This is a genomic window from Paenibacillus sp. FSL L8-0435, from assembly GCF_037965655.1.
GTDB lineage: Bacteria > Bacillota > Bacilli > Paenibacillales > Paenibacillaceae > Paenibacillus.
On the sequence record NZ_CP150185.1, the window covers coordinates 200,452 to 227,362 of the forward strand.

21 protein-coding genes are annotated in these 26,911 nt (G+C 46.9%); 13 read left to right on the forward strand and 8 right to left on the reverse strand.

The annotated features are described in order from the left end of the window. Window positions 1-64: 64 nt before the first annotated feature. The 11 genes from NST33_RS00985 to NST33_RS01035 all read left to right on the forward strand — a co-directional run bounded on the left by NST33_RS00985 (window position 65) and on the right by NST33_RS01035 (window position 13,682). Complete coding sequence (locus tag NST33_RS00985; protein WP_221822337.1) at window positions 65-427, forward strand: hypothetical protein; 363 nt, start codon at window positions 65-67, stop codon at window positions 425-427. A 631-nt stretch (window positions 428-1,058) separates the two neighbouring features. Then, window positions 1,059-3,131: a sensor histidine kinase gene (locus NST33_RS00990; protein WP_221822333.1), complete on the forward strand. Its 2,073-nt coding sequence runs from the start codon at window positions 1,059-1,061 to the stop codon at window positions 3,129-3,131. Next, on the forward strand, window positions 3,107-4,855 hold the full coding sequence (locus tag NST33_RS00995; protein ID WP_221822332.1) for a response regulator: 1,749 nt from the start codon (window positions 3,107-3,109) through the stop codon (window positions 4,853-4,855). Before NST33_RS00990 ends, NST33_RS00995 begins: the two co-directional genes overlap by 25 nt. Window positions 4,856-5,028: 173 nt before the next feature. After that, window positions 5,029-6,342 (forward strand): extracellular solute-binding protein, encoded by a 1,314-nt coding sequence (locus NST33_RS01000; protein ID WP_221822329.1) that lies wholly within the window; start codon window positions 5,029-5,031, stop codon window positions 6,340-6,342. A 146-nt stretch (window positions 6,343-6,488) separates the two neighbouring features. Then, complete coding sequence (locus NST33_RS01005; RefSeq protein ID WP_076210184.1) at window positions 6,489-7,358, forward strand: sugar ABC transporter permease; 870 nt, start codon at window positions 6,489-6,491, stop codon at window positions 7,356-7,358. A gap of 15 nt (window positions 7,359-7,373) precedes the next feature. Then, the gene (locus NST33_RS01010) at window positions 7,374-8,249 is read left to right on the forward strand and encodes a carbohydrate ABC transporter permease (protein WP_221822327.1); all 876 of its coding nucleotides are present in this window, start codon (window positions 7,374-7,376) and stop codon (window positions 8,247-8,249) included. 183 nt (window positions 8,250-8,432) lie between these two features. Continuing rightward, complete coding sequence (locus NST33_RS01015) at window positions 8,433-9,074, forward strand: polysaccharide deacetylase family protein (protein WP_221822325.1); 642 nt, start codon at window positions 8,433-8,435, stop codon at window positions 9,072-9,074. Window positions 9,075-9,222: 148 nt separating this feature from the next. Beyond that, complete coding sequence (locus NST33_RS01020) at window positions 9,223-10,476, forward strand: mechanosensitive ion channel domain-containing protein (protein WP_221822323.1); 1,254 nt, start codon at window positions 9,223-9,225, stop codon at window positions 10,474-10,476. A 309-nt stretch (window positions 10,477-10,785) separates the two neighbouring features. Beyond that, the gene (locus NST33_RS01025; protein WP_221822321.1) at window positions 10,786-11,235 is read left to right on the forward strand and encodes a hypothetical protein; all 450 of its coding nucleotides are present in this window, start codon (window positions 10,786-10,788) and stop codon (window positions 11,233-11,235) included. 182 nt (window positions 11,236-11,417) lie between these two features. Beyond that, complete coding sequence (locus tag NST33_RS01030) at window positions 11,418-12,662, forward strand: macrolide family glycosyltransferase (protein ID WP_221822319.1); 1,245 nt, start codon at window positions 11,418-11,420, stop codon at window positions 12,660-12,662. A gap of 165 nt (window positions 12,663-12,827) precedes the next feature. Further along, on the forward strand, window positions 12,828-13,682 hold the full coding sequence (locus NST33_RS01035) for an aldo/keto reductase (RefSeq protein WP_221822316.1): 855 nt from the start codon (window positions 12,828-12,830) through the stop codon (window positions 13,680-13,682). Window positions 13,683-13,791: 109 nt separating this feature from the next. Here NST33_RS01035 and NST33_RS01040 read toward each other — a convergent pair whose 3' ends face one another. After that, entirely contained in the window at window positions 13,792-16,965 is a 3,174-nt protein-coding gene (locus tag NST33_RS01040) for an alpha-mannosidase (RefSeq protein WP_339306430.1), read from the reverse strand. A 199-nt stretch (window positions 16,966-17,164) separates the two neighbouring features. Here NST33_RS01040 and NST33_RS01045 point away from each other — a divergent pair, with 199 nt between their 5' ends. After that, complete coding sequence (locus tag NST33_RS01045) at window positions 17,165-18,106, forward strand: AraC family transcriptional regulator (RefSeq protein WP_339306432.1); 942 nt, start codon at window positions 17,165-17,167, stop codon at window positions 18,104-18,106. Window positions 18,107-18,229: 123 nt separating this feature from the next. On the opposite strand, the gene NST33_RS01050 is transcribed toward NST33_RS01045, so the two are convergent. The 7 genes from NST33_RS01050 to NST33_RS01080 form a co-directional block, all read right to left on the reverse strand. Further along, window positions 18,230-18,913 carry an ABC transporter ATP-binding protein gene (locus NST33_RS01050; RefSeq protein ID WP_221822313.1) on the reverse strand — a complete coding sequence of 228 codons (684 nt, stop codon included), beginning with the start codon at window positions 18,911-18,913 and terminating at the stop codon, window positions 18,230-18,232. After that, a complete protein-coding gene (locus NST33_RS01055; RefSeq protein ID WP_221822312.1) occupies window positions 18,913-20,034 on the reverse strand; it encodes an ABC transporter permease in 1,122 nt (373 codons plus the stop codon). Before NST33_RS01055 ends, NST33_RS01050 begins: the two co-directional genes overlap by 1 nt. A 123-nt stretch (window positions 20,035-20,157) precedes the next feature. Then, window positions 20,158-20,724, reverse strand: a complete 567-nt coding sequence (locus tag NST33_RS01060; protein WP_221822311.1) for a TetR/AcrR family transcriptional regulator — start codon at window positions 20,722-20,724, stop codon at window positions 20,158-20,160. 333 nt (window positions 20,725-21,057) lie between these two features. After that, entirely contained in the window at window positions 21,058-22,059 is a 1,002-nt protein-coding gene (gene pdxA / locus NST33_RS01065) for a 4-hydroxythreonine-4-phosphate dehydrogenase PdxA (RefSeq protein WP_237178320.1), read from the reverse strand. Continuing rightward, window positions 22,056-23,351, reverse strand: coding sequence for a four-carbon acid sugar kinase family protein (locus tag NST33_RS01070; protein ID WP_221822309.1), 1,296 nt, complete (start codon window positions 23,349-23,351; stop codon window positions 22,056-22,058). Before NST33_RS01070 ends, pdxA begins: the two co-directional genes overlap by 4 nt. Before the next feature lie 97 nt (window positions 23,352-23,448). Continuing rightward, on the reverse strand, window positions 23,449-24,435 hold the full coding sequence (locus NST33_RS01075; protein WP_169482134.1) for a 2-keto-3-deoxygluconate permease: 987 nt from the start codon (window positions 24,433-24,435) through the stop codon (window positions 23,449-23,451). Between the two features lie 166 nt (window positions 24,436-24,601). Then, on the reverse strand, window positions 24,602-26,245 hold the full coding sequence (locus tag NST33_RS01080; protein ID WP_339306436.1) for a PrpR N-terminal domain-containing protein: 1,644 nt from the start codon (window positions 26,243-26,245) through the stop codon (window positions 24,602-24,604). 266 nt (window positions 26,246-26,511) lie between these two features. Between NST33_RS01080 and NST33_RS01085 the strand changes: the two genes are divergently transcribed. Next, window positions 26,512-26,730: a hypothetical protein gene (locus NST33_RS01085; RefSeq protein WP_221822307.1), complete on the forward strand. Its 219-nt coding sequence runs from the start codon at window positions 26,512-26,514 to the stop codon at window positions 26,728-26,730. Window positions 26,731-26,911 lie beyond the last annotated feature (181 nt).

Here is a 26,911-nt window from a genome sequence, read left to right on the forward strand (position 1 = left end):
TATCGTTCAAGTGCTCACACATAACGTAATGCCTATTCTATAAAGATTGGTTGGTGAAGCCTAAATGAGTGAAAAATACTGGCTTGTGGTGCAATATCCGCTGAAGAGCGCGCAGGGTAGCAAACGAGATCATTGGTTGAAGGAAAAGGTGATGGAATATCTGGAAACCGTTCTGACCCAGGCGGAGTTGGGAGAGGTGGATGGATGTGACCTGGGCAGCCGTGTGGCTGATCCGAAGGAATATGTAATGAACATTTTCTGTGTGGTCACGGACGAGGATCGGAGCATAGCGCTAGTTAAAAAAGTGCTGAGAGAGAGTCGGTTGGATTACACCCGCATCCAAATCGCTACAATGCCATATGGCACAGAAGGAAGCTACACGCTGAAGTATGCCTCCAAAAAAGGCGTTACCGTATTCTCGCTTTGATCACGATTCGCTGATTCATATCATAACGAACTCTGTACTTGTCCTGCCCGAGGGCAGTTTGCCCCCAACATTTGCCCCACTTAAATTCATCATATGAGAAAACGATAATTGGACTTCCCAACCTTATCCACTCGATCAACACACTGCCAGTAGTAAGAATGATGCCCGTAGATATCGTAATCTTGCTCAAAAGTATGCCATATCAAGGTAGACGTTTATCATCGTCTTTTGTGTATTCAGATCCTCCGCCTCTCCCACATCACTCTCCATCTGGCACAAACCACAACTTATTATCTGTACCTCCAACATTTTATAAGGCAGTACTCCTTGCGGCTCCAATTACGGGGCCTCACCCACAGCGTTCACAGCAATCGTCTTTCCAAAGCCTCATTCTACTTCACTCAGTCAAGCCATCCGTATGCGATAAAAAGAGTTGAGCCTCCTCCATGCACAGTTCTATAATATACAATTGTATAAAATCCGAGAGAGTGGTGGATATCACAATAGGTCATCCGATCACATCGGATAAACCCATCACACATCGGAACCAAGGGAGGGTCACAGTGAAACACAGAGCAAAAGATACAACAACAGATGCAGGAGCAACAACAGAAGGAGATGAAAAATAGAAGTGAAAGCAACAGCTCAATCAGATGTTGAGACCGATGCAGAAGTAAACGCAAATACAAAAGCAAACACCAGTGCAATGAAGAAGAATTGGACTCCCCGTTTCAAAGAGTATATTCAACGCAAGCCCAAGACACTCGCTTTTAAAATCCCATTTGCCTACTTTATCATTATTCTGCTAACGGTGGCGTTCAGTGCGTTGGTACTGAGTCGTATCTCGGAAAATGATACGCAGCGAAAGATCAATGAAGCATCATTGCAGACAATTACATCTATTGAGACCAACGTTAATCTGATGATCGAGAACGTGAACAATTATTCGAAAATGATTTTCTCCGATCCCAACTTGCAGAACCTGCTGCGGCAGGGCAATGTGTACTCCAATTTACAAACACAGTCCAAGGTCAGCGCGTATTTGACTAATCTTATGCAAGCGGTTCCAATTATCGATTCAGTATATATTTACGATAATTCGGGGCACCGATTCTCGGTTGGTACACAGGAATGGCCCACGTTTATGGAAGCGAATGTGAAGGAAGCGCCTTGGTACGAACAGGCACTGAAACATAACGGAAGATATCTGCTCAGGCTGAATGGTGGCAACAACGACAGCGGAGTCTCGGCAACGGGGGAGAATGATCGGCAAGAGGTGGTCTCGTTTATTCGCCTCATTCGAGATTTGGATGATACGTCTCCACTTGGATTTCTGGTCATGAACATCAAGGGAAAATCCATTGCTCAAGCCTATGCCAACCTGTCTGCACCGGATTCATTTCAGGTGGCCATCCTGGATGAGCATCAGCGGGTGATCGCAACGAACGTAACCGATGGAAAGAAGGCCGTGCCTACTGTATCCGACTCATCCATGTCTGCCGCTTCTGGACAGGAAGGGATGCACGAGATATTAGAGGCCAATCAGGCCAAGTTAAAACAAACATTTCAAGAGCAATCTTCCGGCTTCATCACCTTGCAATCGGGTGGTCAGGAATATGCTGTGACCTATCGTTCGGCTGGTGATGATCAGTGGAAATTCATCAGCATGAGCCCATACCGGGATACGGATACCCGTAATAAATCCATGGTGCTGCTTGCGTTGATTCTACTGGCAGTGAACGGAACGGTCTTTTTCGTCAGTTCATTCATCATCTCGCGCAGCGTCATTAAGCCGATTCATAAGCTGCTTCGTTCCATGCAAAAAGCGCCAAGTGGCAACTTCCGCAAAGTGACGGTTGAGCTGAACAGTTACGAGTTCGCACAGCTATATGGAGGATACAACCAGATGATTGAGCAGATTGACCAGATGCTGAAACGCATCATTCAGGAGCAGCAGACGATCCGCCGAGCAGAACTGAATACACTTCAGGCGCAGATCAAGCCGCATTTTCTATATAACACACTTGATTCCATTACCTCCCTGGCGATGTCCGGCATGAACGATAAGGTATGTGAGCTGTTAGAAGCGCTTGGAAGTTACTATCGGCTGAGTGTCAGCAAAGGGCGCGAACTGATTACGCTGCACGAGGAGGTTGAGATTGTACGCAATTATCTGACGATCCAGCAGGTGCGATATCCCGGTGTATTTGAGGTGCAGTACGATATCGATTCAGACTGTGAACGAGTGATGATTCCCAAGCTTGTACTCCAGCCGCTGGTGGAAAATTCTCTTTATCATGGTATTCGTCCCAAAGGCAGCCCAGGCACGATACGTATTCAAGCTCGTCGATCCAAAGAGGGAGTACTTCTAACGATCACTGACGACGGAGTCGGCATGTCCGAGGAAGAAGTACAACAGGTTCAACGCACAGAAATGAACAGGTCTAATCGCTCGAACTCATCTAACCCATCTAACCCATCTAACCCATCTAACTCTTCTAACTCTTCTGATACTTCTAATCCTACCTATAACGCTAAATACAATCCAAGCTTTGGCTTATGGGGGACGATGGAGCGGCTTCGGATTTTTTATGACAGAGAAGATGGACTTAAGCTGCAGAGCGAGGTTGGAAAAGGAACCACCATTATCATAACGATCCCGAAGGGAGCCGATGAATCATGGAATTCACTGTGGAACCATTAAAGGTATTGATTGTGGATGATGAGTACCTCATCCGAAATCTGCTGCGCATGCGTATCGATTGGGAGCAGCAAGGCATGAGCATCATTGGTGAGGCCTCCGATGCTGAAGAGGCTTTGAATCAGGTTGAGCTGTTGCGTCCAGACATTGTGTTCACGGACATATACATGCCCAAGATGGACGGCATTGAACTGAGCGGCATCCTCATGGAGCGTTACCCAAACATAAAAATCGTGGTAGTGACGGGACATGATGAATTTGAATATGCTCGTCAGAGTGTGAAGCTGGGCATATCCGATTTTATTTTGAAACCCATCCGTGCTTCTGAATTATTACAGGTTACGACGAAGCTACGAGTGGCAATCGAGCAGGAGATGGGGCGTGAGTACGAGCTGATGAAGCTGCGGGAGGAGATGAAGCAGAGCTTGCCTTATCTCAGGGAGAGGTTTGTAAATCAATGGTTAAGTAACGTGATACCTGAGGATGAACTACAAGAGAAGGCGCGTTTCTTCGGTATTCCTATCTCGTCTGGTGAACCAGGATCACGCATCGCAGTAATGGAGGTGGAGGTTGCTGTACCGCAAGCTAAGATAGCTGCACCAGAGGTATATCCACATCTGTCCGAATCATATCACCAAACACACCAAGCACAACGAGGGCCTCAACAACAACACGGTCAGTCCCAATTAAGCCAGCATCAGACAGAAGGTCATCCACATACTGCCGAGGAAATACATATTCTGCTGCGAATGGTAGGCATGAAGCAGGTGCAGGCATTTTATCCGCAGGATTCGCAAACCATTATCGTCATGGACCCACATAACCGGATAGTTGTACTCTCGCTTGGTGCGGATACGGAATTTGCCGTTCAGGTACAGCAGCTTCAGGAAGAACTTCAACATACACTTAAGCTCGAAGGGTGTGAAGTTGATGTGACCGTAGGGATTGGGCAATGGCAATCAGGATGGGGAAGGGCCTGTGTGGGATACCGGGAAGCTTGTCGTGCACTCGATTATCAGGCGTTTGTGGGGAAAAATCAGGTTATTTGCTTCGAGGATCTGGTCATCGAAGGCGGAAAAAGGCGGTACCACTCGGATGCTCAGCTGCTCCAACAACTGCAATTTTACGTCAGTGTTGGTGCGGGGGAAGAAGCCGTATTGTTGCTGGAGCGTATGCTGTCTGTGCCGTTCTCGGACGTTTCACAGTTTCGGATGGCTGCCATGGATGTGGTTACGGAGTGCCAGCGTGCTGCCATAGAGCAGCAACTTGAGGGAGAACACGCATTGAACAAAGAGGCCGTTGCGGCCATTTTTACAGCAGGTCATCTGCCTGAACTAAAAAGCATGCTGGAGCAGCATGTCCGCACGGTATCGGATGCCATACAAGCTAAGCGACAGGCCAAAGAAGGCAATCTGATCGACCGGGTGATGGCTTATCTTGAAGAGAACATGGGCAATGCGGAAGTGGGGCTTTCCAGCACCGCGGCTGCTTTTTACGTAAGTTCGGGCCATCTGGGGCGGCTGATGAAAAAAGAGACCGGGCAGACGTTTGTGGAATATATGACGCAGCTTCGTATGAGAAAGGCCGAAACGTTGCTGAAGCAGACCGATTTAAAGGGGTATGAGATCGGGCAACAGGTAGGCATCCCGGACCCACATTATTTCAGCGTCTTGTTTAAAAAACATATCGGTCGGTCCATGAACGAATATCGGAATGTAAAAACCTGAAAAACGAGATGTAAACCCGGGAGTGTAGAGAAGGTGTGAGCGCACCCTCACTTCCGATTTCACATATGCTCGAATATTACAAATCGATGCCTGTTTTCTAAATGGAGAACAACGCACGGTTCGCCTAAAATATGGGCTAGAACCAACTAAAACACATAGGGAGGTCCATAGAGATGAAAGCGCTATTAAAAAAATCAGCAAGTCTAATTCTGACTCTGGGAATTGTAAGCAGTCTGGCGGCATGTTCATCCGGTTCGTCCGGTGGTACACAGGGGGAGAGCGATGGCAAGATTAAGCTGACGCTATGGGATCAATCGGTCGGCAATACCGATCCTTCGGCCAAACTGCTGCCCGAGATTGTTGAGAAATGGAACAGCGAGCATCCGGACATCCAGGTTGAACGTACGGGCACGACAGGAGAACAGTACAAAACCAAAGTCAAAACATCGATTGCAGCTGGTGAAGCGCCAGACCTGTTCTACGGCATGGGTGGTGGCAGCTTTATGCAGCCATATATTAAATCCGGCAATGTACTGGAAATCTCAAGTTACCTGACGGACGATATCAAAGAACGAATGGGTCCGGGTATGGCTGAGGCGATCAATATGGACGGCAAAATCTACACATTGCCCGTGTACACACATATCGCCAACCTTTACGTGAATACGGAACTGTTCGAGCAGGCGGGTGCCAAGATTCCGACCACCTATAACGAACTGCTGGATGCAGTCTCCAAGCTGAAAGCGGCGGGGATCACCCCGGCTGTGATTGGGGAAAAGGACCGCTGGCCGGGCATGTACTGGTACGACGTTATTGCGATGCGTCAGGCAGGCAATGCTGCGGTGATGGAAGCCTTTAAAGATCCGTCGAAATGGGATTCGCCCGACTTTGTAGCCGCCGCGACCAAAATGCAGCAGCTTGCGCAAGCAGGGGCGTTCAACAGCAGTATGTTCAGCATGAGCTATGACGAGATGCTTGGGGCATTTAATGCAGGCAACGGGGCAATGATGTTCCAGGCCAACTGGGTAAATGCAGGAATTGAGGACCCGTCCTCCGCAGTCAAAGGCAAAGTGAAAGTGATTCCATTCCCGGTATTTGAAGATGGCAAAGGCACAAGTACCGAAATCTTCGGCGGAGCCGTCGATGGTTTCTACATCAACCAGAATACCAAACATTCGAAGGAAGCCGTGGAATTCCTCATGTATTTGAGCGAGCAACTTGGTACACAAGGTTTCCTGGCTGGAGCGGGTCTGCCAAGCTGGAAAACAGATGCACTCGACACGTCCAGCCTGTCCTCCCTTGATCTGTCTGCGGCAGATATTATGAAAACGGCGACCTCATTCATTGCGTGGTGGGATAACATTCTGCCAGCGGAGTCTGCCGAAGCGCACAAAAACCTGATTGCCCAGCTGCTTGCCGGCGATGTAACACCGGAGGAGTTCTGCAAACAGATGGCACAGCTCAAACCAACAGAGCTGAGCCTGTAGGTCGCGCAGGTTAATATGTGCGCAACCGTAATCCTTACATGTGTACGCTCGTGAGCTTGCCAAGCTGAAGCCTGTTAACAATGAAGATGAACCCAAACAAGGCGTGGTCCGGAATATCCGGTCACGCCTTTGAGAGGAGAACAACAATGAACTCTGTATTTTCCAATAAAGGCACGATAGCTGTCTTTGTACTGCCCACCCTGATTCTGTTCTGTGGCATTGTGCTCATTCCAATCTTTGTCTCCAGTTATTACAGTCTGCTGGACTGGAACGGCGTAGGCAGGGGTACATTTATTGGTCTGGACAACTATGTAGAGATGTTTAAGGATACCCGTGTGCTGAATTCGATCAAGAACTCCCTGTTATTCGCGGGTGCTTCGGTGTTCATTCAACTGCCGATCTCGCTGGTGCTCGCACTAATTCTGGCGTCCAATGTCAAGGGGGAAGGTTTCTACCGGACCGTGTATTTTATCCCGGTGTTGATCTCAACGGTGGTTATTGCCCAGTTGTGGTCAAAAATCTACAATGCCGATTACGGCCTGCTGAATGTGCTGCTGCAAAGTATCGGCTTATCCAGCCTGGCACAGGACTGGCTGGGGCAGAAGGACACCGCGCTGGCGGCATCGTTTATTCCGACCTTGTGGCAGTACGTAGGGTATCACATGCTGCTGATGTATGCAGGAGCGAAGTCCGTGTCTCAGGACGTACTCGAAGCTGCCCGAATGGATGGTGCTTCCCGTATTCGCACGGCGTGGTCCATCATGATCCCGCTGATGAAGCCAATACTGAAGGTAAGCCTTGTTTTTTCGGTCATCGGCGCATTCAAGGTGTTTGACTTGATCTATGTGCTGACTGGAGGCGGGCCGTTCTACACCACTGAAGTGCCGAGCACGCTGATGTACGCTACCATTTTTGATACGTTCCGGTACGGATATGGCAGTGCAATCTCGGTCTTTATCATTGTGGAGTGTCTGGTCTGTACGATCCTCATTAATTCATTGTTCAAAACGGAGTAGAGGGAGGCAAAAGGCATGAGTACCGTAGAAGTCATGTTGAAAAAAAAGCCCAAGCCGAGGTCCATCTCCGGACCGATCGGGAAAGTGTTCCTGCAAGCGTTTCTGATCCTCGTCGCGATTGTGCAGATCTACCCGCTCATCTGGCTGGCACTGTTTTCCCTGAAGGATAACAGTGAGATTTTCAGCGGTGATGTAGCCGGGTTGCCCAAAGCATTTCTGTGGAGCAACTACACCAAAGCAATGTCCGACGGCCATGTGCTGACCTATTTTATGAATAGTGTGCTGGTTACTGCGGCCTCCATTGTCTTGGTACTGATCCTGTCCTCCATGACGGGATACGCAATCACGAGAATGAATTGGAAGCTTAGCGGGTTGACGATGACGATTATTTTGCTGGGCATGATGGTGCCGATTCATGCGGCGTTGCTGCCATTGTTTATTATTTTGAAGAATCTGAGCCTGCTCAACAGCTACTGGTCTCTGATCATTCCTTATGTGGCATTTGGCATTCCGATGGCGGTATTCATTCTGGGTAGCTTTTTCAAAGGTATCCCAAGAGAGATGGAAGAGTCGGCGGTTATCGACGGCTGCGGCGTATACCGGACGTTTTTCTCCATTATCCTGCCACTTGTGCGTCCGGCCATATCAACTGTAGCGATCTTCACATTTCTGTCCTGCTGGAATGAGCTGATGTTTGCAGTTACGTTTATCAATAACACGGCTTACCAGACGTTGACGGTGGGCATGATGTCGATGGTGGGAACGTACATTACGCAATGGGGTATCATTGGTGCTGGACTGATGATTACGACGGTGCCAACGGTGGTCATCTATCTGTTGCTGAACAAACAGGTGCAGAAGAGTATGATCGCAGGTGCGATCAAAGGTTAGCTGGAGGCTGGACTGGGGAGCGTAAGAAGGGGCTTGCTGCTCACTCACTGTACTCTCTTTCTGGTGGATATCGGCTTGATTCGGGACTTCGCAAGGAGTGATCTCTGGACTAGACCGGAGCCTGTGGACATGGAATAATAAGGGGGTAAGTAGCCAGGCAGTTGCAGAGAGGGGTCATTATTTATGGTCAATACCGCGATGGTAGTGCAGGAGTCTGTTCGGGAAAAAGTTGTGGCGTTCACGTTTGATGATGGGCCACATCCGGTGTATACACCTCAAGTGCTTGAGATATTCCGCCGTGCGGGTGGGCGGGCGACGTTTTTCATGATTGGCCAAGAGATGGAGAACCACCCGGAGATTGCGGCGGAGGTGCACCGGGAAGGGCATGAGATCGCTAACCATACGTACACGCATCCGGATCTGACCAAGTTGACGCTGGAGGAAGCCGGGGAGGAGCTACAACGCGCAGAAAATCTTGTTCAAGAAGTTACGGGGCAACCTGCCCGCAGCTTCCGACCGCCGTATTTTGGCGTAAACGATGATATATTGTCTCTGGCAGCGGAGCGTGGATATCGCACGATTGGTGCGGTGAACGGTGATGCGAGGGATTGGGACAATCCCGGTGTTGAGCACATTCTGGAGCACACCCGGTCTGCGGTGAAACCTGGTAGCGTGCTCATATTTCATGACGGGTACGGGGATCGTTCCCAGACGGTGGAGGCGGTTCGTGTGCTGGTGGAGGAACTGGTCACGGAAGGGTACCGTATGGTGACGGTGAGTGAGCTGTTAGACATTTCTAGTGAGCATGATGCAAAGACGACATAATCAAGTGGGCCCATCATTCTTTGAATGACAGGGTCCTTTTTTAATATATATAATGCATAGGAAGAACGGAGCGGGAGATCAAACTTTGCTTGCCCTCTCAAACTACTTTATAATAATAGGCTAAACTAGATTATGTCAGGAGGAAACAATGGACTTTATCAGAAATCAACTAGAAGAACTCGGCATGAGTGGACCCTCCATTGGTTATCTTTCAAACATCATTATGATTATTTTTATAGCAGTGATCTCGATATTGGCAAATGTGATTGCTAAGCGAGTGGTACTGAAGACGGTTCATCGTATCGTAAGTAACAACCGTTTCAAGTGGGGCCATATTGTGGTTCAAAAAAATTTATTTCAGAAACTGTCGCATCTTGTACCAGCCATTATAATCTATTATTCTGCTTATATTTTCTCGCCCTATCAGGCCATAATTGAAAAATCAGCAATGACCTACATGATTGTCATCATGATTACGGTTCTGAATGCTCTGCTGAATGTGTTCGATGATATCTATCGTACCTATGAGGTGTCGAAGATTCGCCCAATCAAGAGTTACATTCAGGTAGCCAAGATTGTCCTGTTCATTATCGGGGGCATTATCGTCATCTCCAGCCTGATCGGACAGAACCCGCTCATTATCCTCAGTGGACTGGGGGCGTTATCGGCAGTATTAATGCTGGTATTCAAAGACTCGATCTTGGGCCTCGTGGCTGGTGTACAGCTATCGTCGAACGATATGGTGCGTGTTGGTGACTGGATCGAGATGCCAAAGTATAATGCGGACGGTGACGTCATCGACATTACTTTGAATACGGTAAAGGTTATGAATTTTGATAAAACGATTACGATGATTCCAAGCTACGCCCTCATTTCGGATTCGTTCCGTAACTGGAGAGGGATGCAGGTGTCCGGTGGCAGAAGGATTAAGCGGAGTATCTATATTGATATCAGCAGTATCCGTTTTTGTACGGAAGAGATGGTGGCTGAATTTGAGAAAATCCACTACCTGACTGATTATGTCACGGCGAAATTGAAAGAAATTCAGGCTTACAACATGGAGCACCAGGTGAATACCGAAAGCAACGTGAATGGCAGACAACTGACAAACGTCGGTGTATTCCGGGAATATATCCATCAATATTTGAGGAATCATCCAAAAATCAATAAAGATATGACGATGATTGTGCGACAATTAGCACCGGAAGATCGCGGGCTGCCTCTGGAAATCTATGCATTCAGCAATGATATCAACTGGGGTGTATATGAGAACGTTCAGGCGGATATCTTTGACCATATCTTCGCGGTGGCGTCAACATTTGGACTACGGGCCTTCCAGAATCCAACCGGACATGACATTGTGCAGCTGAAAGAGGATAAGCAATATGCGCGAGAGTATTAAGAAGATTTATCAAAATAGATGTGACGGCCACCATATTGGTGGTCTTTTTTACGTTTGGATGCACCTCCAATTCGGCCATGGGTGAGAACACGTCACAGTTTTGGAATCGTGTTCAAATGCAGTTAGAAAAACAGAGATACTGTAAATATAAGTGGACAATACATATATTTTTCATTATATTATAATTAATTCCATATTTTGAAAGGGGTGATTTGGAGCTTTTTCTGATCAGGTGTGTCTATGAACTAGGGAAAAGCATGGAGTCTCTTTGGCGTGCTAACTTTTCAAAAGAAATGGAGGGAGAATGAAATGAAGAAAACATTGTATTCTGTTATTATGATGACGCTTTTATCAGGATCGATTGTGGGTACGGCCTTGGCGGATAATTACGAGTCGAATGACACTTTGAGCAGCGCGTATAAAATCCCAACGCAAACGGTGGCCACTCCCTACGGTCCGGCATACTGGGGTGGAAGTGCTTGGTCTTATCTATCTTCCCCGACAGATGTAGACTACTTTACATTCAGAGGGCATGGCAAATCGGTCGTGCTTGGTTCTCCTTCCGGCTATGATTACGATTTGTACGCCTATGACAGCGCTGGAAATTTGGTTGCTTCTTCTACGAATACGTCAGGAGCGGATACCGTTCTTGTCGACTACAATAATGTATATTTTAAAGTGGTAAGCAAAGATGGACGATACAGCGATACCGATGCTTACAGCGTAACCTTTTATAAAAGGGATGTCTGGGTGCCGTGACCAGCTCGTGAGAGTAAAACAACGTTAGGTATCATAGACTTTAATGCTTCCGTCTCATGAATAGGAACTCTACCGCCTCAATGAGGTAGTAGAGTTTTATTTATTCAAGCCAATGGTCTGGAAGAATGGGTTACCATATCCCCCACTTGAGTTCATTGGAAAATTTAATGGAGGTGAGTGCCGTGGCACGTGTATTAGTTGTGATGATCCCTGCAGAAGGCCATATCAATCCGTCGCTTGGATTAATCAAGGAACTGGTAGAGAACGGTGATGAAGTGGTCTACTGTTGTACCGAAAAATACCGGACGAAGATTGAAGCGTTAGGCGCACAATTTAAGGCCTACTCCTTCAACGAGGCAACCCTGCTCAACAACCCTGGTATGAAGCCATTTGAACTCAAGCATCCTTACCAATTTTTATATATGATATTGAATAAAGTGATTCAACGCTTTATACCAGATGTTCTGAATCTGATCGAACATGAAACCTACGATTATATCATTTTTGACTCCATCATAGGCTGGGGAGGACAAATTCTAGGTGAGAAGCTAGGTATACCAACGGTATGTTCAACCAGCACCTTTGTTTTTGTGGAGCCTCTTGGATCAGACAATCAACTGAAAGATGATACGGAGGAGGTCAAGGAGTTATATAACAGCATCGTGGAAATGTCCCAGCAAATAGCTTCCCAGTTCGATGTGGCTGTACCTTCCCTGGCGGAACTTTCAGGGCATTCAGGACAACTGAAGATTGTGTATACAAGTCGTTATTTTCAACCCATGGGGGACAAGCTGGACGACAGCTTTGTGTTCACTGGCCCGTCCATTATTCCTCGTAAGGATGCGCCAGCTTTTGCAAATGAATCTCTGCATGCTCTTTATAAGCAGGTCGTTTATATTTCGATGGGAACCATTTTAAATAAAGATCTCGATTTTTATAAGCTTTGCTTTACGGCCTTTCGTAATTTGCCTGTGCAGTTTATATTATCTTCTGGGAAGGATACCGATATAGAGCCCATTGCTGATCTCATTCCTGACAATTTCATCATAAGACCCTATGTCCCTCAACTGGAATTGTTGCAGTGTGTAGATGCTTTTCTGACACATGCAGGCATGAACAGTACCAGCGAAGCTTTGTATTACAATGTACCATTAATCATGCTCCCGTTAACATCGGATCAGCCGCGTGTAGCAGGCCGGGTAGAGGAGTTGGGAGCAGGGGTCATCGTGGACAAAAATAACCTTACACCCGATGTGCTTAGAAACGCAGTATTAGAAGTGCTCGGCAATGCCTCCTACAGGGAACAGGCAGGGGTTATTGGGAAAACGTTACGCGATGCTGGCGGGTATAAGCAGGCTGTTATGGCCATTAAGAACTTTATAGGCAATCAGCCGTTATCGGCCACGCCCATCTCTTCGTTTGAATGAAAAGGAGACTGCCTTTCATGAGAGCAAGACGAGGAAGCCGTCACCCGACTAAAACGGAGTGTTAACTTCCAATTGATTCAAGCGCGTATGGAGGGGTAGATAAACGGAGAGGGGCATTATTTTTACCATATTGTTCGTATACCTTTTGCAAAGGAGAGTCTTCAGATGAATCATCATATTCCGGAATATACATTGAACGATGGCTTGAAAGTGCCTGCAATTGGATTTGGTACCTATAGTTTAAAAGGTGAAGAAGGCGTTAAATCGATTGCGTCGGCAATGGATGCGGGTTATCGATTAATTGATACGGCGTATAACTATGAGAATGAGGCAACGGTGGGCAGAGCAATCAAGCAAAGCTCCATCGCCAGAGAGGATCTGCTTATTTCCTCGAAGCTGCCGGGGCGTTATCACGCTCATGATAAAGCACTTGTGGCAATCCAGGAATCCCTGTACAGAGCGGATCTAGATTATTACGACCTGTATCTGATTCACTGGCCCAATCCGAAAAAGGACATGTATGTCGAGGCATGGCAAGCGCTGATCGAAGCCAAAAAACGTGGATATATCCGATCCATTGGAGTTAGCAACTTCCTGCCTGAGCACAATGAACGGCTGATTAAGGAAACGGGGATAGCGCCGAGTCTGAATCAGATTGAGCTGCATCCGTTCTTCGACCAAGCTAATCAGCGAGAACAAGATGCAAAGCATGGCATTGTGAACGAGTCCTGGAGTCCAATCGGACGTGGCAATGATGCCGTACAGGATATTCTGAAGGATGAGAATATTCTTCGGATCGCGGAAACGCATGGCAAAACGCCAACCCAGATCATTCTGCGCTGGCATGTTCAGCTGGGTTCCATTCCAATTCCGAAAGCCGGCTCCCTGCAGCATCAGCAGGAAAATATCGATATATTCGATTTTGAGTTGAGCACAGAAGAGATGCAGCTCATCTCTGCATTTAATCGTCCGGATGGACGGTTGTGGGATCAGGACCCAAGCGAGTACGAAGAATTTTAAAGAACGACAAATGAATGGCTGCTCCCATGTCAGATATGACAGGAAGCAGCCCTTTATTGTTGAAGCATAGTAAGCATTGTTGCAGTTTTCCATGTTACGTAAGTTCTGTTTAGTGTCCGGCAGGGATACGGAAGGTCAGAATCTCATACGGTTTGATATCAAAAGTAAATCGACCATTTTCCACGGCGCATTCTACTTCGTTGTTCTCGAGCAAATCACAAGCGTACGCCGTAGCACCTGCTCCTTCAGGCAATTGCAGGGAAGCACGGCTGCGACGGCCGTGTGCTTCATAGAGACGGATGATCATATCATCGTTGTTCTCGGCTTTTTTGATAACCTCCAGCACGACATTATCCTGATCGACCGATGCAAGTGACCATGTTCCCGGCAAGGTACCGGTTTGCGGTCTTACTTCACGGGCAACCAGCGGACGGTTGAGATCATAAGCGGCTTGGATGACACGTCCCTCACGGAAGTCGCCCTGATGCGGATAGAGCGCGTAGGTGAATACGTGCTGCTCTTTGTCGGCATTTTCATTCGGGTACGTTGCGCTCTTGATCAGCGACAGTCGCATCACCGAGTTATGAATGTCATATCCATATTTGCAGTCGTTCAGCAGAGCAGCACCGTACCCGTTCTCCGCCAGATCTGCCCACTTCTGCCCGCATACTTCAAACCGGGCTTGATCCCAGCTCGTATTACGGTGGGTAGCACGCTCAACGTTGCCGTACTGGATTTCGTAGACTGCTTTCTCACTCCAGATATCGAGCGGGAAGGCGGCTTTCAGCAGCAAATGCTCCTGCTTCCAGTCCACAAACGTACGGAAATCAATCCGGCGTGTATGCGCGTAGAAGATGATCGTCTGCTTAATGACCGAGTCCAGGAACTGTCGCTTCACTTGAAGCACGGAACGTACGGGCCCGCTTTCAACCCACTCCAGCGACTGCAGGTCATTAATTTCCCACATATGCTGTTCATAATAATCGTCAATGTTCCATGCCTCGTATTCCGCAGGTCGATCCTCGAACACTTGCAGCACGTTACCACGCTTGCCAGACTGGAGCAGCTCACGGCCTTCCAGCTTGTCCCATACGGATGTGAACTCGGCACTTTCATTCATGTGAATATCGTACCAAGGTGTGTGGATATGGCGCCGATCTGCTTCCCACTGTGCAACCGAAACTCCCGCGACAAGCTCGTCTGTTAGATCTAGTGTGATTCGGAAAGATTTATACCCGGATGCAGGCACGTTCTCTGCAAGGAACACAAGTCCGCCTTCGGGAGTCCGCTGGCTTGGTACAGGGTGATCTCCATCGTAGACGGTTACTTTTCTTGCAAAAGCAGGCAGCTCAACCACATCCGTCCGTACAAATCCGGTGGTGTTAAATACCGCAATGGCTTCCCCATCAGATGTAATTCGGCTTGCGATGCCGTTCAGTGCACTGTCTTTCAGCTCATCCGTGACACGTAGCACTTCTTCATATTGCTCTTTGGAATCCACATATACCTGCTCAATGGAGCTGCCCGGGAGAATATCATGGAACTGGTTCAGCATCGTCAGCTTCCATGCATGCTCCAGTGCATCGGTTGGATAGGCCGCCTGTGCATTCGCATGACGATGAATCATGGCATACAATTCGGTATCGGCCAGCGCAAATTCGCTATGACGGTTGTACCGTTTGTTGCGCGCCATGGACGTGTAGGTGCCCCGGTGATACTCCAGATACAGCTCACCCGACCAGCGGGGAACGGAAGGAACATCCGCCAGATTTTGCTCCAGCTTCTCGAAAAACTCGCGTACAAAGGTACGTTTCACCGCGGGTACACCCGGCAATCCGACATCAAGTCGTCTGCCATGCTCCAGCATCTCTTCGGTTGGTCCGCCGCCGCCATCTCCGAATCCAAAACATTGCAGGACATCTGCATTGATGTTTTTGTTCTGGTATCGCTGCCACGTGCCTTTTACTTGCGAAGCATTAAATCGTCCATTATAGGTCGTTTCGAAGCGACGTTGCCTGAAATCGGGATGTTTGTCATAGTCTGTTGCTGTGATGAAATGGGTGAGGACCTCTGATCCGTCGATTCCTCGCCAGTACATCGTGTCGTTTGGAATCTGGTTGGTATCATTCCAGGCAATTTTGGTTGTCATAAAATAATCAATGCCGCTCTTGCGCATAATCTGCGGCATCGCTGCACTATAACCAAATACATCCGGCAACCAGAGCACACGGTTCTCCACGCCGAATTCTTCCTTGAAGAAACGTTTCCCGTAGATAATCTGACGGATCATAGATTCACCCGAAATCAGGTTACAATCGGCTTCCAGCCACATTGAACCTTCCGCTTCCCAGCGGCCTTCGGCCACCTTTTCCTTGATTTTCTCATATAGGGACGGGTAATCTGCTTTCAGGTACGCATACAGCTGGGGCTGAGAGGACATGAACGTGTATTCTGGAAACTTGTCCATTAGATACAGTACACTGGCGAAGCTGCGAATGACCTTCTCCCGAGTCTGATCCAGCGTCCACAGCCATGCCACATCGATATGCGTGTGTCCGATACAGTGCACGGTAGGGATGTGATCACCGGCAGGGCGGATATCACCATAGACATGATCTTGCAGATATCGGCGCGCTTCCAGTACCGACGCATGGAATTCTGCACTGTTTTCCTGACGCAAATCCAGCAGATTCACGGCTTTATTCAGATGTTCGACCAACTTCAGCCGCTCCAGATCATCCTCACGCAGCAGATCCGCAGCATCCAGCGCAGCCTTGAGATCATAATACAAATCGGAGACTTGCTGATGATGCTCGGCGATATATACATTTAGAAAAACATCCGCGGCAGACGTACTGCAATACGCATATAATGCCAACTCAAACTCTTCGCCCTTCACCGCGGATGGAGTCAAGTCAATCTCCGTATGGTTAACATCCAGACCGCAGATTAATTCCCCATTGAGGAATGCCAGAAACTGCGGATTATCGTAATTCCAGATATCGTCAGCACCGGTGACGATAGCACACACGACCTTTTTTCCTTCCATATGATCCGGGATGCGAATCTTGGTTTTGAAGCAGCTGTGTACATCTTTACCACCCCAGCCATCACCCTTACGAAATACGTTCCAGGAGGAAGGGTCCTCATGCACCAGTTCCCAGGAGTGGTAACCACTTTCTTTATGATAAAGCTCAGGGATATATGTCTTTGAGGTTAGTCGTGCACGTTCCAAGTGTTTCACAATGGTATGGATTCGAGTATACAAGGAATTCATTTTCATGTTGGTTTCCCACCTTGGTTTGTAGTAAGTACAGGCTGTAGTCGTTGTTGGAGTGATAATACTGCAAGCGCTAACATATCAACTCTATCATAACAAAAGAGAAATGGGCGAAACTATGTATTGTATGCTGAAAATAACGTCTTTTTATTGCATTTCATGCTAAAATAAAATCATTAGAATCAGGATAGGGGGCATGTCCATGACACCATCGGTTTTGGCATACGAGCAAGGATATGCGATCCATGTGAACCAGCCTGGAGATTCACTTTTTTATCATCTGGATTATGACGAGCGCTCCCATGAACTGAATATGGAATTTCAGCATTTCCATGATTTCTATGAAATCTGTATCCTTCTCGATCGCACGGCTGCGCACATCATTGAAGGCAGTTTATATGAGATCCAGCCTCTGGATATCGTTCTGTTGCGGCCTTCATTGCTGCATAAAACGCAATATCCGAAGGGTGCTCCGCCGAAACGATTGATGATCACCTTTGCCATGCCACGTAATACACCTGGTCTTGAGAGCGGTTACACAGAGCTGTTTTCGATTTTTAATAAACCGGTCCCGATATTCCGATTTACAGAAGAAAGACGCAAGGAAGTCCTCGCGCCGATCAATGATATTTTTGCTATATCGCAGCAGCCTTCTGTCCTTCAATCGGTTATGATTCATAGCAAGTTCGTGGAGTTTCTCTGTGCTCTTCATCGTTACTCACCAGAGAACGGGTATGTGCGTGAAGAGACTGGATCAACGATGTCCAGGCGCATGTATGCCATTGCCTCTTATATTCACAGCCATTATCAAAAGGATTTATCTTTGGACGAGGTATCCAGGCGTTTTTATGTAAGTGCCCATCACTTGTCTCGCCAATTCAATAAGGTTACCGGCTTCACCTTCACGGAGTATGTGCAGATGACCCGTATTCGGAATGCCCAGCAATTGCTGCTGAATTCGAGTGAGAAAATCACAGATATTGCTGCACAGTGTGGGTTCACAAGCTTTTCCCAGTTCAATCGCATCTTCAACAAACAGAACGGAATGTCACCAAGTGCATATCGCCGAAGCAGACATTCGCAGAGAGAGCGTGAAGTTATGCTTGTGGGTGAGAGACCCGAACCACTTGGGAGCCTAGAGTGAGAGGGACGAGGAAAGTGATGGACAGACCTAAAATCTACTTAACATGTTACTCTTTTCTGAATAGAAGCTTTTTATAAAAGAAAGAATAGAGAAGAGAAATGGTATATTGTTTGGTCCATATATTCATGATTCTGCCAGGGATAATCCTCCATCACTCATCCGATATACTTTATCGCAATATTCAAGCATGCGCTCATCATGGGTAACCATAATGGCTGCTTTTTGGCGTGATTTCACCTCGTGTGCAATTAGACTGACCACTTCATGTGCTCGTTTGGTATCTAAACTTGCTGTCGGTTCATCCGCCAAAATGATGTTGGGATTATTCATTAAAGCACGAGCTATTGCTGTCCGTTGCTTCTCACCACCTGATAGCTCTTCTGGGAAACTGTTCAACTTCAAACCCAGACCCAGTTCCTCTAACAGCTTAGAGGCAAATTCCTTATCCTGCCTTCCAACCTTGCCAGACATTCTTTTTACCACGAGCAATTGATCAAGAACATTTAAATAGGGAACCAAATTCGAAGATTGCATAATAAACCCAATTTCTTGTAACCTAATATTAGACAGTTCTTTCTCAGTAAGTGCAGAGATGTTATTCCCATTTAGTTGAACCTCTCCTTCAGAGGCTTTAAGCATGGCTCCAGCAATAGATAAGAACGTACTTTTACCAGAACCGGAAGGTCCAACCACAGCAACAAATTCTCCCGGCTCTACTGATATGGATACATGATCGAGTGCAGTGATTTGATTGTTTCCTTCGGCATAATACATGGTGACTTCATTCATGTGCAATCCCTTAACCATTATTCAACCCTCCCGAGCGCCTTGAGCGGATCAATCTTTGTAATTTTACGAACAGAAACCATCGAACTTAACATAGCGATAATGAGCAGGATAACAGAATACGTGACAACAAGACTGGTTTCCAGCTTGAATGGCATACCTTTTGGCATGATCGCTGCTGTCCCATAGGTCAGCAAGATTCCAATAACAATGCTAGTCAGTGAAAGTACAAACACTTGCGAGATAATGGTTTTCCCCAAGAATCGGTTACTGGCACCGATCGCTTTCATAATGCCGAACTGATTGGTCTTTTGCATCGTGATGACATAAAAGAATACCCCAAGCACAAATGCGGAGATCGCAAGCAAAAATGCAAGCATCATTAGTATTGTACCGTTCTCTTCTTTGTACCCTGGCATACCTTGAACGGCTGCCGCTCGGGTGACCGTATCCGTACCTGATAGCATGTTATTAATTACATTTGGCTCGATATCCTTGCCTTGTAACATGATCGCATTCACGGGTCCTGTAACTCCTTTATCCGAACCTGGAGCCGCGAAGGTAATCTTCCGCCATTCATCCATTGGAGTAAATACGGATGCGACGTGGTTATAGGTCTGATTCTCCACATATCCGATAATTGTCAATGATTCAGTCGTTCCATCCAGTTGAAACGTGTCCCCAAGTTGATAGCCCTCATCTTTCATGGTTGAATTCACCACGACACCCGTAGGGTTCTCGGAAGACAGGCTTTCACCTTCTACAATAGCTGGTTCCAAAAAGCTTCCTGGGTCAATTCCTATAATCGCTATATCTACCTTATCTTCATTCTTGGTGTTATTCTCTTTCAGTGCCGTTGCCATCGTACTTCCCATGGGTGCAGCAGCATCCACATTTGGCAGCTTTTCTGCCTCAGCAACCAATTGATCTGACAGCAGCGACTTGCTCATTGAAGACTGTGACCCTTCTTCAAAGATGACATAATCAGCCTTCATGGTCTTGAATGTTGAGGCAGCTAGCGTAGATAATCCATTCCCCAGACCGGATAAAATAAAGACTAACCAAGCCATTAGTACGAAAATAATAATAATCATTAGGAATTTTATTTTACTATGCATTAATTCCTTCATAGCTAAAAACATGATCTGTTCAACTCCTTCTTTCGTTTTTATTGACACATGTGTCAAATTAGAGGTGTGGCAACGTGGTTTGTATAATTAAACGATATAAATGACACATGTGTCAAATTTAATCCAAGAATAAAGTTAGCTCTTGGCTCCTCCGATCCACATTTGGAAGAGCAGCTTTCCCCAATCAGGCGTAGGGATATTTAGCATATTAGGCGTATTAATTAAGTTGAAGAAAACACCAATAAGTACAGGTAGAGGAATATCTTGTCGCAGGGCTTGATCCTGCTGAGCGCGTTCAAACAAGCGTGATAATTGAATTTTAAGAGTCATATGTGCTTTCTCAATAAATTCAATATCTCTCGCTGCTGCGGAAGAATTAGTCGTATTAATTTTACTGGCATCTCCCAAAAGTTGATGGAGCGTAGATTCTTCTGCGTAAATGAGGAGCAATTGTTCGAGAGCATCCATTGGATCTGTCTCATCAATGGCTAATGAATTCTCTAATACGGTTGATATGGAGCGCTTCATACAAGCAGCAACAATCTCTTCTTTATTAGCGTAATATTGATATATCGTGCTCCGGGCTCCAGACAGATGCTGTGAGAGTAGCTTGAGATGAAAACCGTCGTAGCCATGCTCAAGTATTAATTTTTTTGTTGTGTCCAGTAGCTCTGTCTCAGTAAAAGATTGTTTTCTTCCCATAAAATCTCTTCCTTTTTATCGTTTAAAATCTATGTGTAAATTTCAGGCGATCGATGAGTGTTGTTAATGAAGAAGTACTGCGCTTCTTTAGTTTACTATGACCAGTTTAGCATATGTTTGATAGGCATCCTACAAAACAGACCAGCTGTCTTAATAATGGGTGTTAATCCAATTGAAAAATCCGGTATACCAGCGATTGGGAAGGTCATATTGTAATCGGGTTGCTCAAGCCAATCACTTTTCGCTTAATTATAAACTTGGGGACCATATACAAAGAAGACAAACCCTCTAAGTTACAGAGGGTTTGCCTTCTACTTCTATATAAAGCTACTCTTAAAATTGATCCTTTGGTGCCAGCTCAATAGCAGAGCGGATGGCAGCCAGCATGCTTTTATCATCGGCGATGTTTTTACCAGCGATATCAAATGCCGTACCGTGGTCAACGGATGTACGGATGATGCCACCTTTCAGGCCAACGGTGATGTTTACGCCTTCCTCGATGCCCATTACCTTGATCGGCGCATGGCCTTGGTCGTGGTAGCAGGCTACAACGATATCGAAGTCACCGCGACCAGCGCGGAAGAAGAGTGTGTCCGCCGGCAGTGGACCAACGACGTTAATGCCTTCCTGCTGCGCACGCTCAATGCCGGGCTGCAGTTTCTCTTCTTCTTCACCGTTACCGAACAAGCCGTTCTCTCCGGCATGAGGATTGATTCCGCATACGGCAACGCGCGGATTCTCAAAGCCTGCTTTTTTCAACGTATCATGAGCAAGCTTCACAACGGTGTAGGTTCTTTCCGGGTTAATACTCGCAATGGCATCGATCAGACCCATGTGTGTTGTCAGGTGAATAACGCGCAGATTAGGCGTGGTCAGCATCATCGAGAAGTCCTGCGTATCCGTCAGGTCTGCCAGAATCTCGGTGTGCCCCGGATACAGGTGCCCACCCTGATGCAGAGCTTCTTTGTTCAAAGGCGCGGTGCAGATGGAGTGAATCTGCTGTTTTTTGGCAAGATCAATGGCTTTGGCGAGAAACTGGAATGCTGCATCCCCAGCCACGGCAGATACTTTACCATATTCCAGATCCGCAGGAACAAGGTTCAGATCAATCACATCCACAGTACCGAATTCATACTTGGCTTCAGAAGGCTCTTGAATCGCGTTAACGTTCAGACTTGAGCCGATGACTGGCAACACACGCTCCAGAATCTTTGCATCACCAATAACGAGTGGATTGCACTGATCGTACATTTCTTGATGACCCAGTGCTTTCATAATAATCTCCGGTCCAATACCTGCTGCGTCGCCCATCGTAATTCCAATTGTAGGTTTCATACGAGAATACCTCCTTTTAATTTTTGAATCGCATGGATAAAGACATCCGGTTTACCGAACCCGCCTGCTTTGGTAATCACATGCAGATCATCAATCCCGATAAACTTGGAGATTGGCACGCCGATTTCAAGCTCATCCAGCAGCTCGAAGCCGCTAATATTCCATTTCAGACAGATTTGTTTTGCCGTATCGCCGCCAGTCATGGATACCCCTTTGAACAGTCCCTCTTCCAGCAGTCTGGCACAGATCTCACCCATCGCAAGTACAATCTCGTTGCTGACTTCCGTGTGATTGAGACCACGAACTTCGCCCGTTGCCCGTGCCAGTTCGATATCCACTTGTTCAGCGGTGGAGTAGAGGACAACATCTTGTCCTTCCAGCGCTTTGTCTCGGACCTCGTTATAGACACGTTCCATCTCTTCCGCGCGGTCTGCGGTTGCGGATACCGCTTTGAAGGAATGGAAGGAGACTGAAGCTACGCGGGACTTGCGCATCAAGCGATGCAGCTGCTCGCGGGAGTTTTTGTTCACGCTGCCAACCACGGTTAGGATTGGACCGGGATTCTCCGGGATATCAAGTGACGCAGCCCTGGATTCCAACTCGTAATGTGCGGGGAGATAATTGGCAATACCCGCCGAACCTGCCCAAGTAAACGTATACTCCAACTCGCGAGTCATCTGCAGAATCAGTTCCAGATGTCTTTCTTCGGTGGAGTCCACCATTACATACGGGATGTTATTTGTTTTCAACTGTTCTAGCTTGGTGCGAATATGATTCTGCCCGGCTTCCAGATCGGCGACGGTGATCTCGCCAACTTCGTACTTGGTCTGTTGTTTCAACAAGTCCGGAAGGTAGGAAATCGTTACAGGTGTCTTCGGATCATGGGCAATTTCAGTATCTGCCAGCGGGACGCCGTTCAGGTAATGAATTCCTTCCAATATCGTCCGGTTATTTTTTGGATATCCCGGGGCAATCATCATAAAGTCCGGCTTTACGACATCATATACAGCATCAATCTCGATGCCGATATTACCGCGCATGGTGGAGTCCATTTTTTTGAAAATCGTCTCAAATCCGTTGTTCGTCAACAATTCAGCAGCCCGATATACACGGTCATACGCTTCCTGCGAGGATATGGAACGACTATCTGTATCAAAGACGACGGCATCGTAACGTGTAAGAGGGCCTTCATCCATATTAAAAAGAACACTGGTCTTCAAGCCGTGACGGGCAAGCTGCACCCCGCTGTCATTGGCACCGGTCAAATCATCTGCAATAATGGCTAATTTCATGCAGTCATCCCTCCTTGTAAGCACAATTTAATAAAAAGTCCGTTCAGATCATCCATTAAGCACAGATTAAGCAAATTAAATCAGGTGATATACCCATTTATGTGGTTGGTCGTTGATTGTATTTCTCGACTCCACCTGATTTCTCCAGTCGTTTGGAGAGGAACCCGATGAAGATCGGTAACAGGATGGCCGTAGTAACAACACTCGCTGCAATCTGTACCGTTGCAATTTCGGCAATCGGGCCAAATGAAGCATTAGCAGCAACGATGGCAGCAGGTGTACCTACGGCATTCCCGGCAGTTGAACCTTCGGAAGCACCCACGATGGGATTCCAGCCGATGGCTTTAAAGAGCAGAAATCCAATTCCACCTGTGAGAAGAACGGTCAGAACGCCAAGCATGATTCCACCAAGTCCACCTTGGATGATCGACGAGAAGTTGATTCCCATACCCAGTGAGAAGGCAAAGAACGGAACAAGTTTGTCGCTGCCTTTGTGCAGCCACTCCGCAAGATTGCGGTCCAGATTACCAATAATGACACCAACGATGAGCGGAAGCAATACAGCAACGAATGCCATAGGAGAGAACATGCCGTTGGCAAAGCCCATCGCACCGAAGATGGAGAGCGCTACCATGGTTAGGAATGGACCATCGCTGAGTGCGAGGAACGGATAGGCTGCTTTGTCATCTTCTTTGCCGTATTGACCAGCGAGTGCAATGTACAAACCACCGTTCGAGTTGGTCATTGCTGCAATAATGGCCAGTGGGGCAAGACCCAGGAATAACCCACTTGAGTCAGCAAATAGAATGGCAACGAGACCGAGTGCTGCACCGATCGCCCACTTGACGACCAGCAAGGTAACGCCCTTGCCGACGGATGAGCCCGCTGTTTTGAACGTAATCTGTGTACCCGCAATCAACAGGAACAGCGCGATCAACGTACTGGAACTGTTAACGAAGAGAGCTTCCGTGAATCCACCGATGCGTAGGGCATTCGGGAAGAATGTATTGATGGTTGCACCAAGTAACAGGGGAACGACCATCATACCGCCAGGGATGCGATCTAAAGTTGCTTTAATGTTCATAGTAGTAGCTCCTTATGAAGTAATCGTTTTTATGAAGCGCTTGCAGGGATTATATTATCCCATATCGTTTAATATAGCAACAATAAATTATTGTAAATTTTAAATACTTGGTTAACTGTTTAAAAACGCAACACATAGAAGCGATAAAAAAGACGCAAACTTAAAGTTAATCTTTAAGTTTACGCCATAATGTGGCCCGGTTAATCCCCAGACGCTCTGCTGCCTTCGATTGATTGTTATTTTCCTCCTGAAGCACGAACTGAATAACTTCTTTCTCAATCTCCTTCAGCGTACCGTTCAACTTCATTGGGCTTGAAGAAGGTTGCTGATCCAGCAAGCGGGACAAGGTAGCCGTGGTAATTACATAATCCTGTTCATTGAGTGCAGCCTGCTTGATCAGGTGTTTCAACTGGTTGACGTTCATATTCGTGATCTGATCCCGGATCAGCTGGAGTGCATCTTCTTTTATCCTCACCGCAGTAGTTCCGTATTTCTGGTAGTAATCTGTAAGGAAGTGCTGCATCAGTGGGGCCAGATCCTCTGGTCTATCCGCAAGATTTGGCATCATGATTGTATTGAGCTCAAGATCAAGTGACCACTGCGGGTTTAATATCTGTTCCCCGAGTATAAACACCCCTATCTGGTTTTGAAGGCAACTCTGGATAAAGGCGAGCAACTCCGGATCTTCCATACGTGTTTCCATTTGGTTAATCTCTACATTTCTAACCTTGGCGAGTGGTATCTTATGCAAATGACCGGGCGGAACTTGCGTGAGATCCATCTGTAATAACAGTCCGCCACCGGAGTACATCTGATGAATATGTTTGACCAGAAAAGATTTACCGGAATCTGCTTCACCCTGCAGATAGATCGGTTCGTGATTCTCGTAAAGTGCCCGAATGTTCTGTAATACCGCCTGCATGGCAGGGGAATCAGCAACAATGGGCTCCATCGATGCATCCGTAAAAGTTGTTATGCCGAATTGTGCAAAGGCATAGGGTTGTCCTTTTTCCAGCATATACACCTTGTAGTTCTTGTTGTCCAGGGTCGTTTCATAGGCGTTAACCGTGAGCTGGTAATCGTCCACCATGAACACATTTTGGATCTGGGATTGATGGAATTCCAGACTGGTGTTGGTCAGATATATGTGATTATCGGTCAGCGGATTTTTCTCAAAATCGGTCAGATTCTCGAATACAACTTCATTCCGTTCATTTAAAATAAGTAAATTGGGATGTTCCCGTGTAACCAGGTCATTCAGGATGATCGATATCGCATGATTTTTGCTCAAATAACGATAGACCAGCTGTGCATCCTCCATCGCTCTAAGGATGGATTCCTGGCCCGATTGGATTAACAATCCTTCCAGACCATAGGTCTTCGCGGTGTTGACGGTGATCACATCTCCGACAATCTGTCGGTACCCGGAAGCCTTCAACTCCAGGAGCAATCGTGCCACATCTTCCGAGCTATGTATGGTATAGACCTTGAGGGGCAGATCCATCAGATCAATAATCGATTGTGCACCAGAGGTGATGTTGGAGAAGCCAACAATGGCTGTTTGGCCGTTAAACTGGCTTGCCAGGGTAAGTGAACGAATCATATCATAGCCCGATAACTGCACATCAATGACGGGAATGGTCACTGCTTTTTTAATGAGTTGGGCGGTTCCGCCGCGGCTGATGATAATCTCTGCACCGTTTTTCTCAGCTTGGGTTGCTAATTCCACACCGTTCGCCAAGTCGCCCACGTCCGTCTGAATGGCTAACTGGGGAAAGCGAGGAATGCACTCTTGTATAATAGGAATCATCGATTCGTAGGGAGCAATAAAGTGAACTCGTGTACGCATATTTTTCCTGCCTTTATAGAAAACTTTGATCCCCTTATTATAGCCAACTTGCGAAGGAATGGCACCTATGGGGGAACCAACACTGTCACATCTGTAAAATGCCTGTGTGATATGCCGCGATAACTCTCCGAGTCGAATGTGATGAAGTGCACTGAACCGAATTGTTATGTATTTCAAAATTAACGATAATTGCACACGTTAAGTGTAGAGAAATGAGGAGATTTCATATGGGAGACATTCATAAAGTAGCTGAGCCGGATCAGATCATTAAGGATGTTGTCGGGAAGTACCCGTGCAGGGTGCTCTGGAGTGAGGGCCGTCCATGTCTGGAGTATCAGAGGGAAGAGGATGTGGCGTTAATAACCGAATATGTCCGCATTACGTACAACGTTGAGCTACTGGATGTGTTTTTTACAGCGGTGGAGAGCCTTCCGGTTGAACCGTAGTTAGTTAGGGATTTGTAGAATGGGAGCAAAATTAAAACCTTAATACCGATCGAGATCGGATCACAGATGAAAGTATACAATTCATTAACGAACTGTGATTGAGGAAGATTGATACTGATAATTATGAGTGATTTTTTTGATTATAAGGCGACACTATAAGTGCTCGTCCCTTCTTATATTA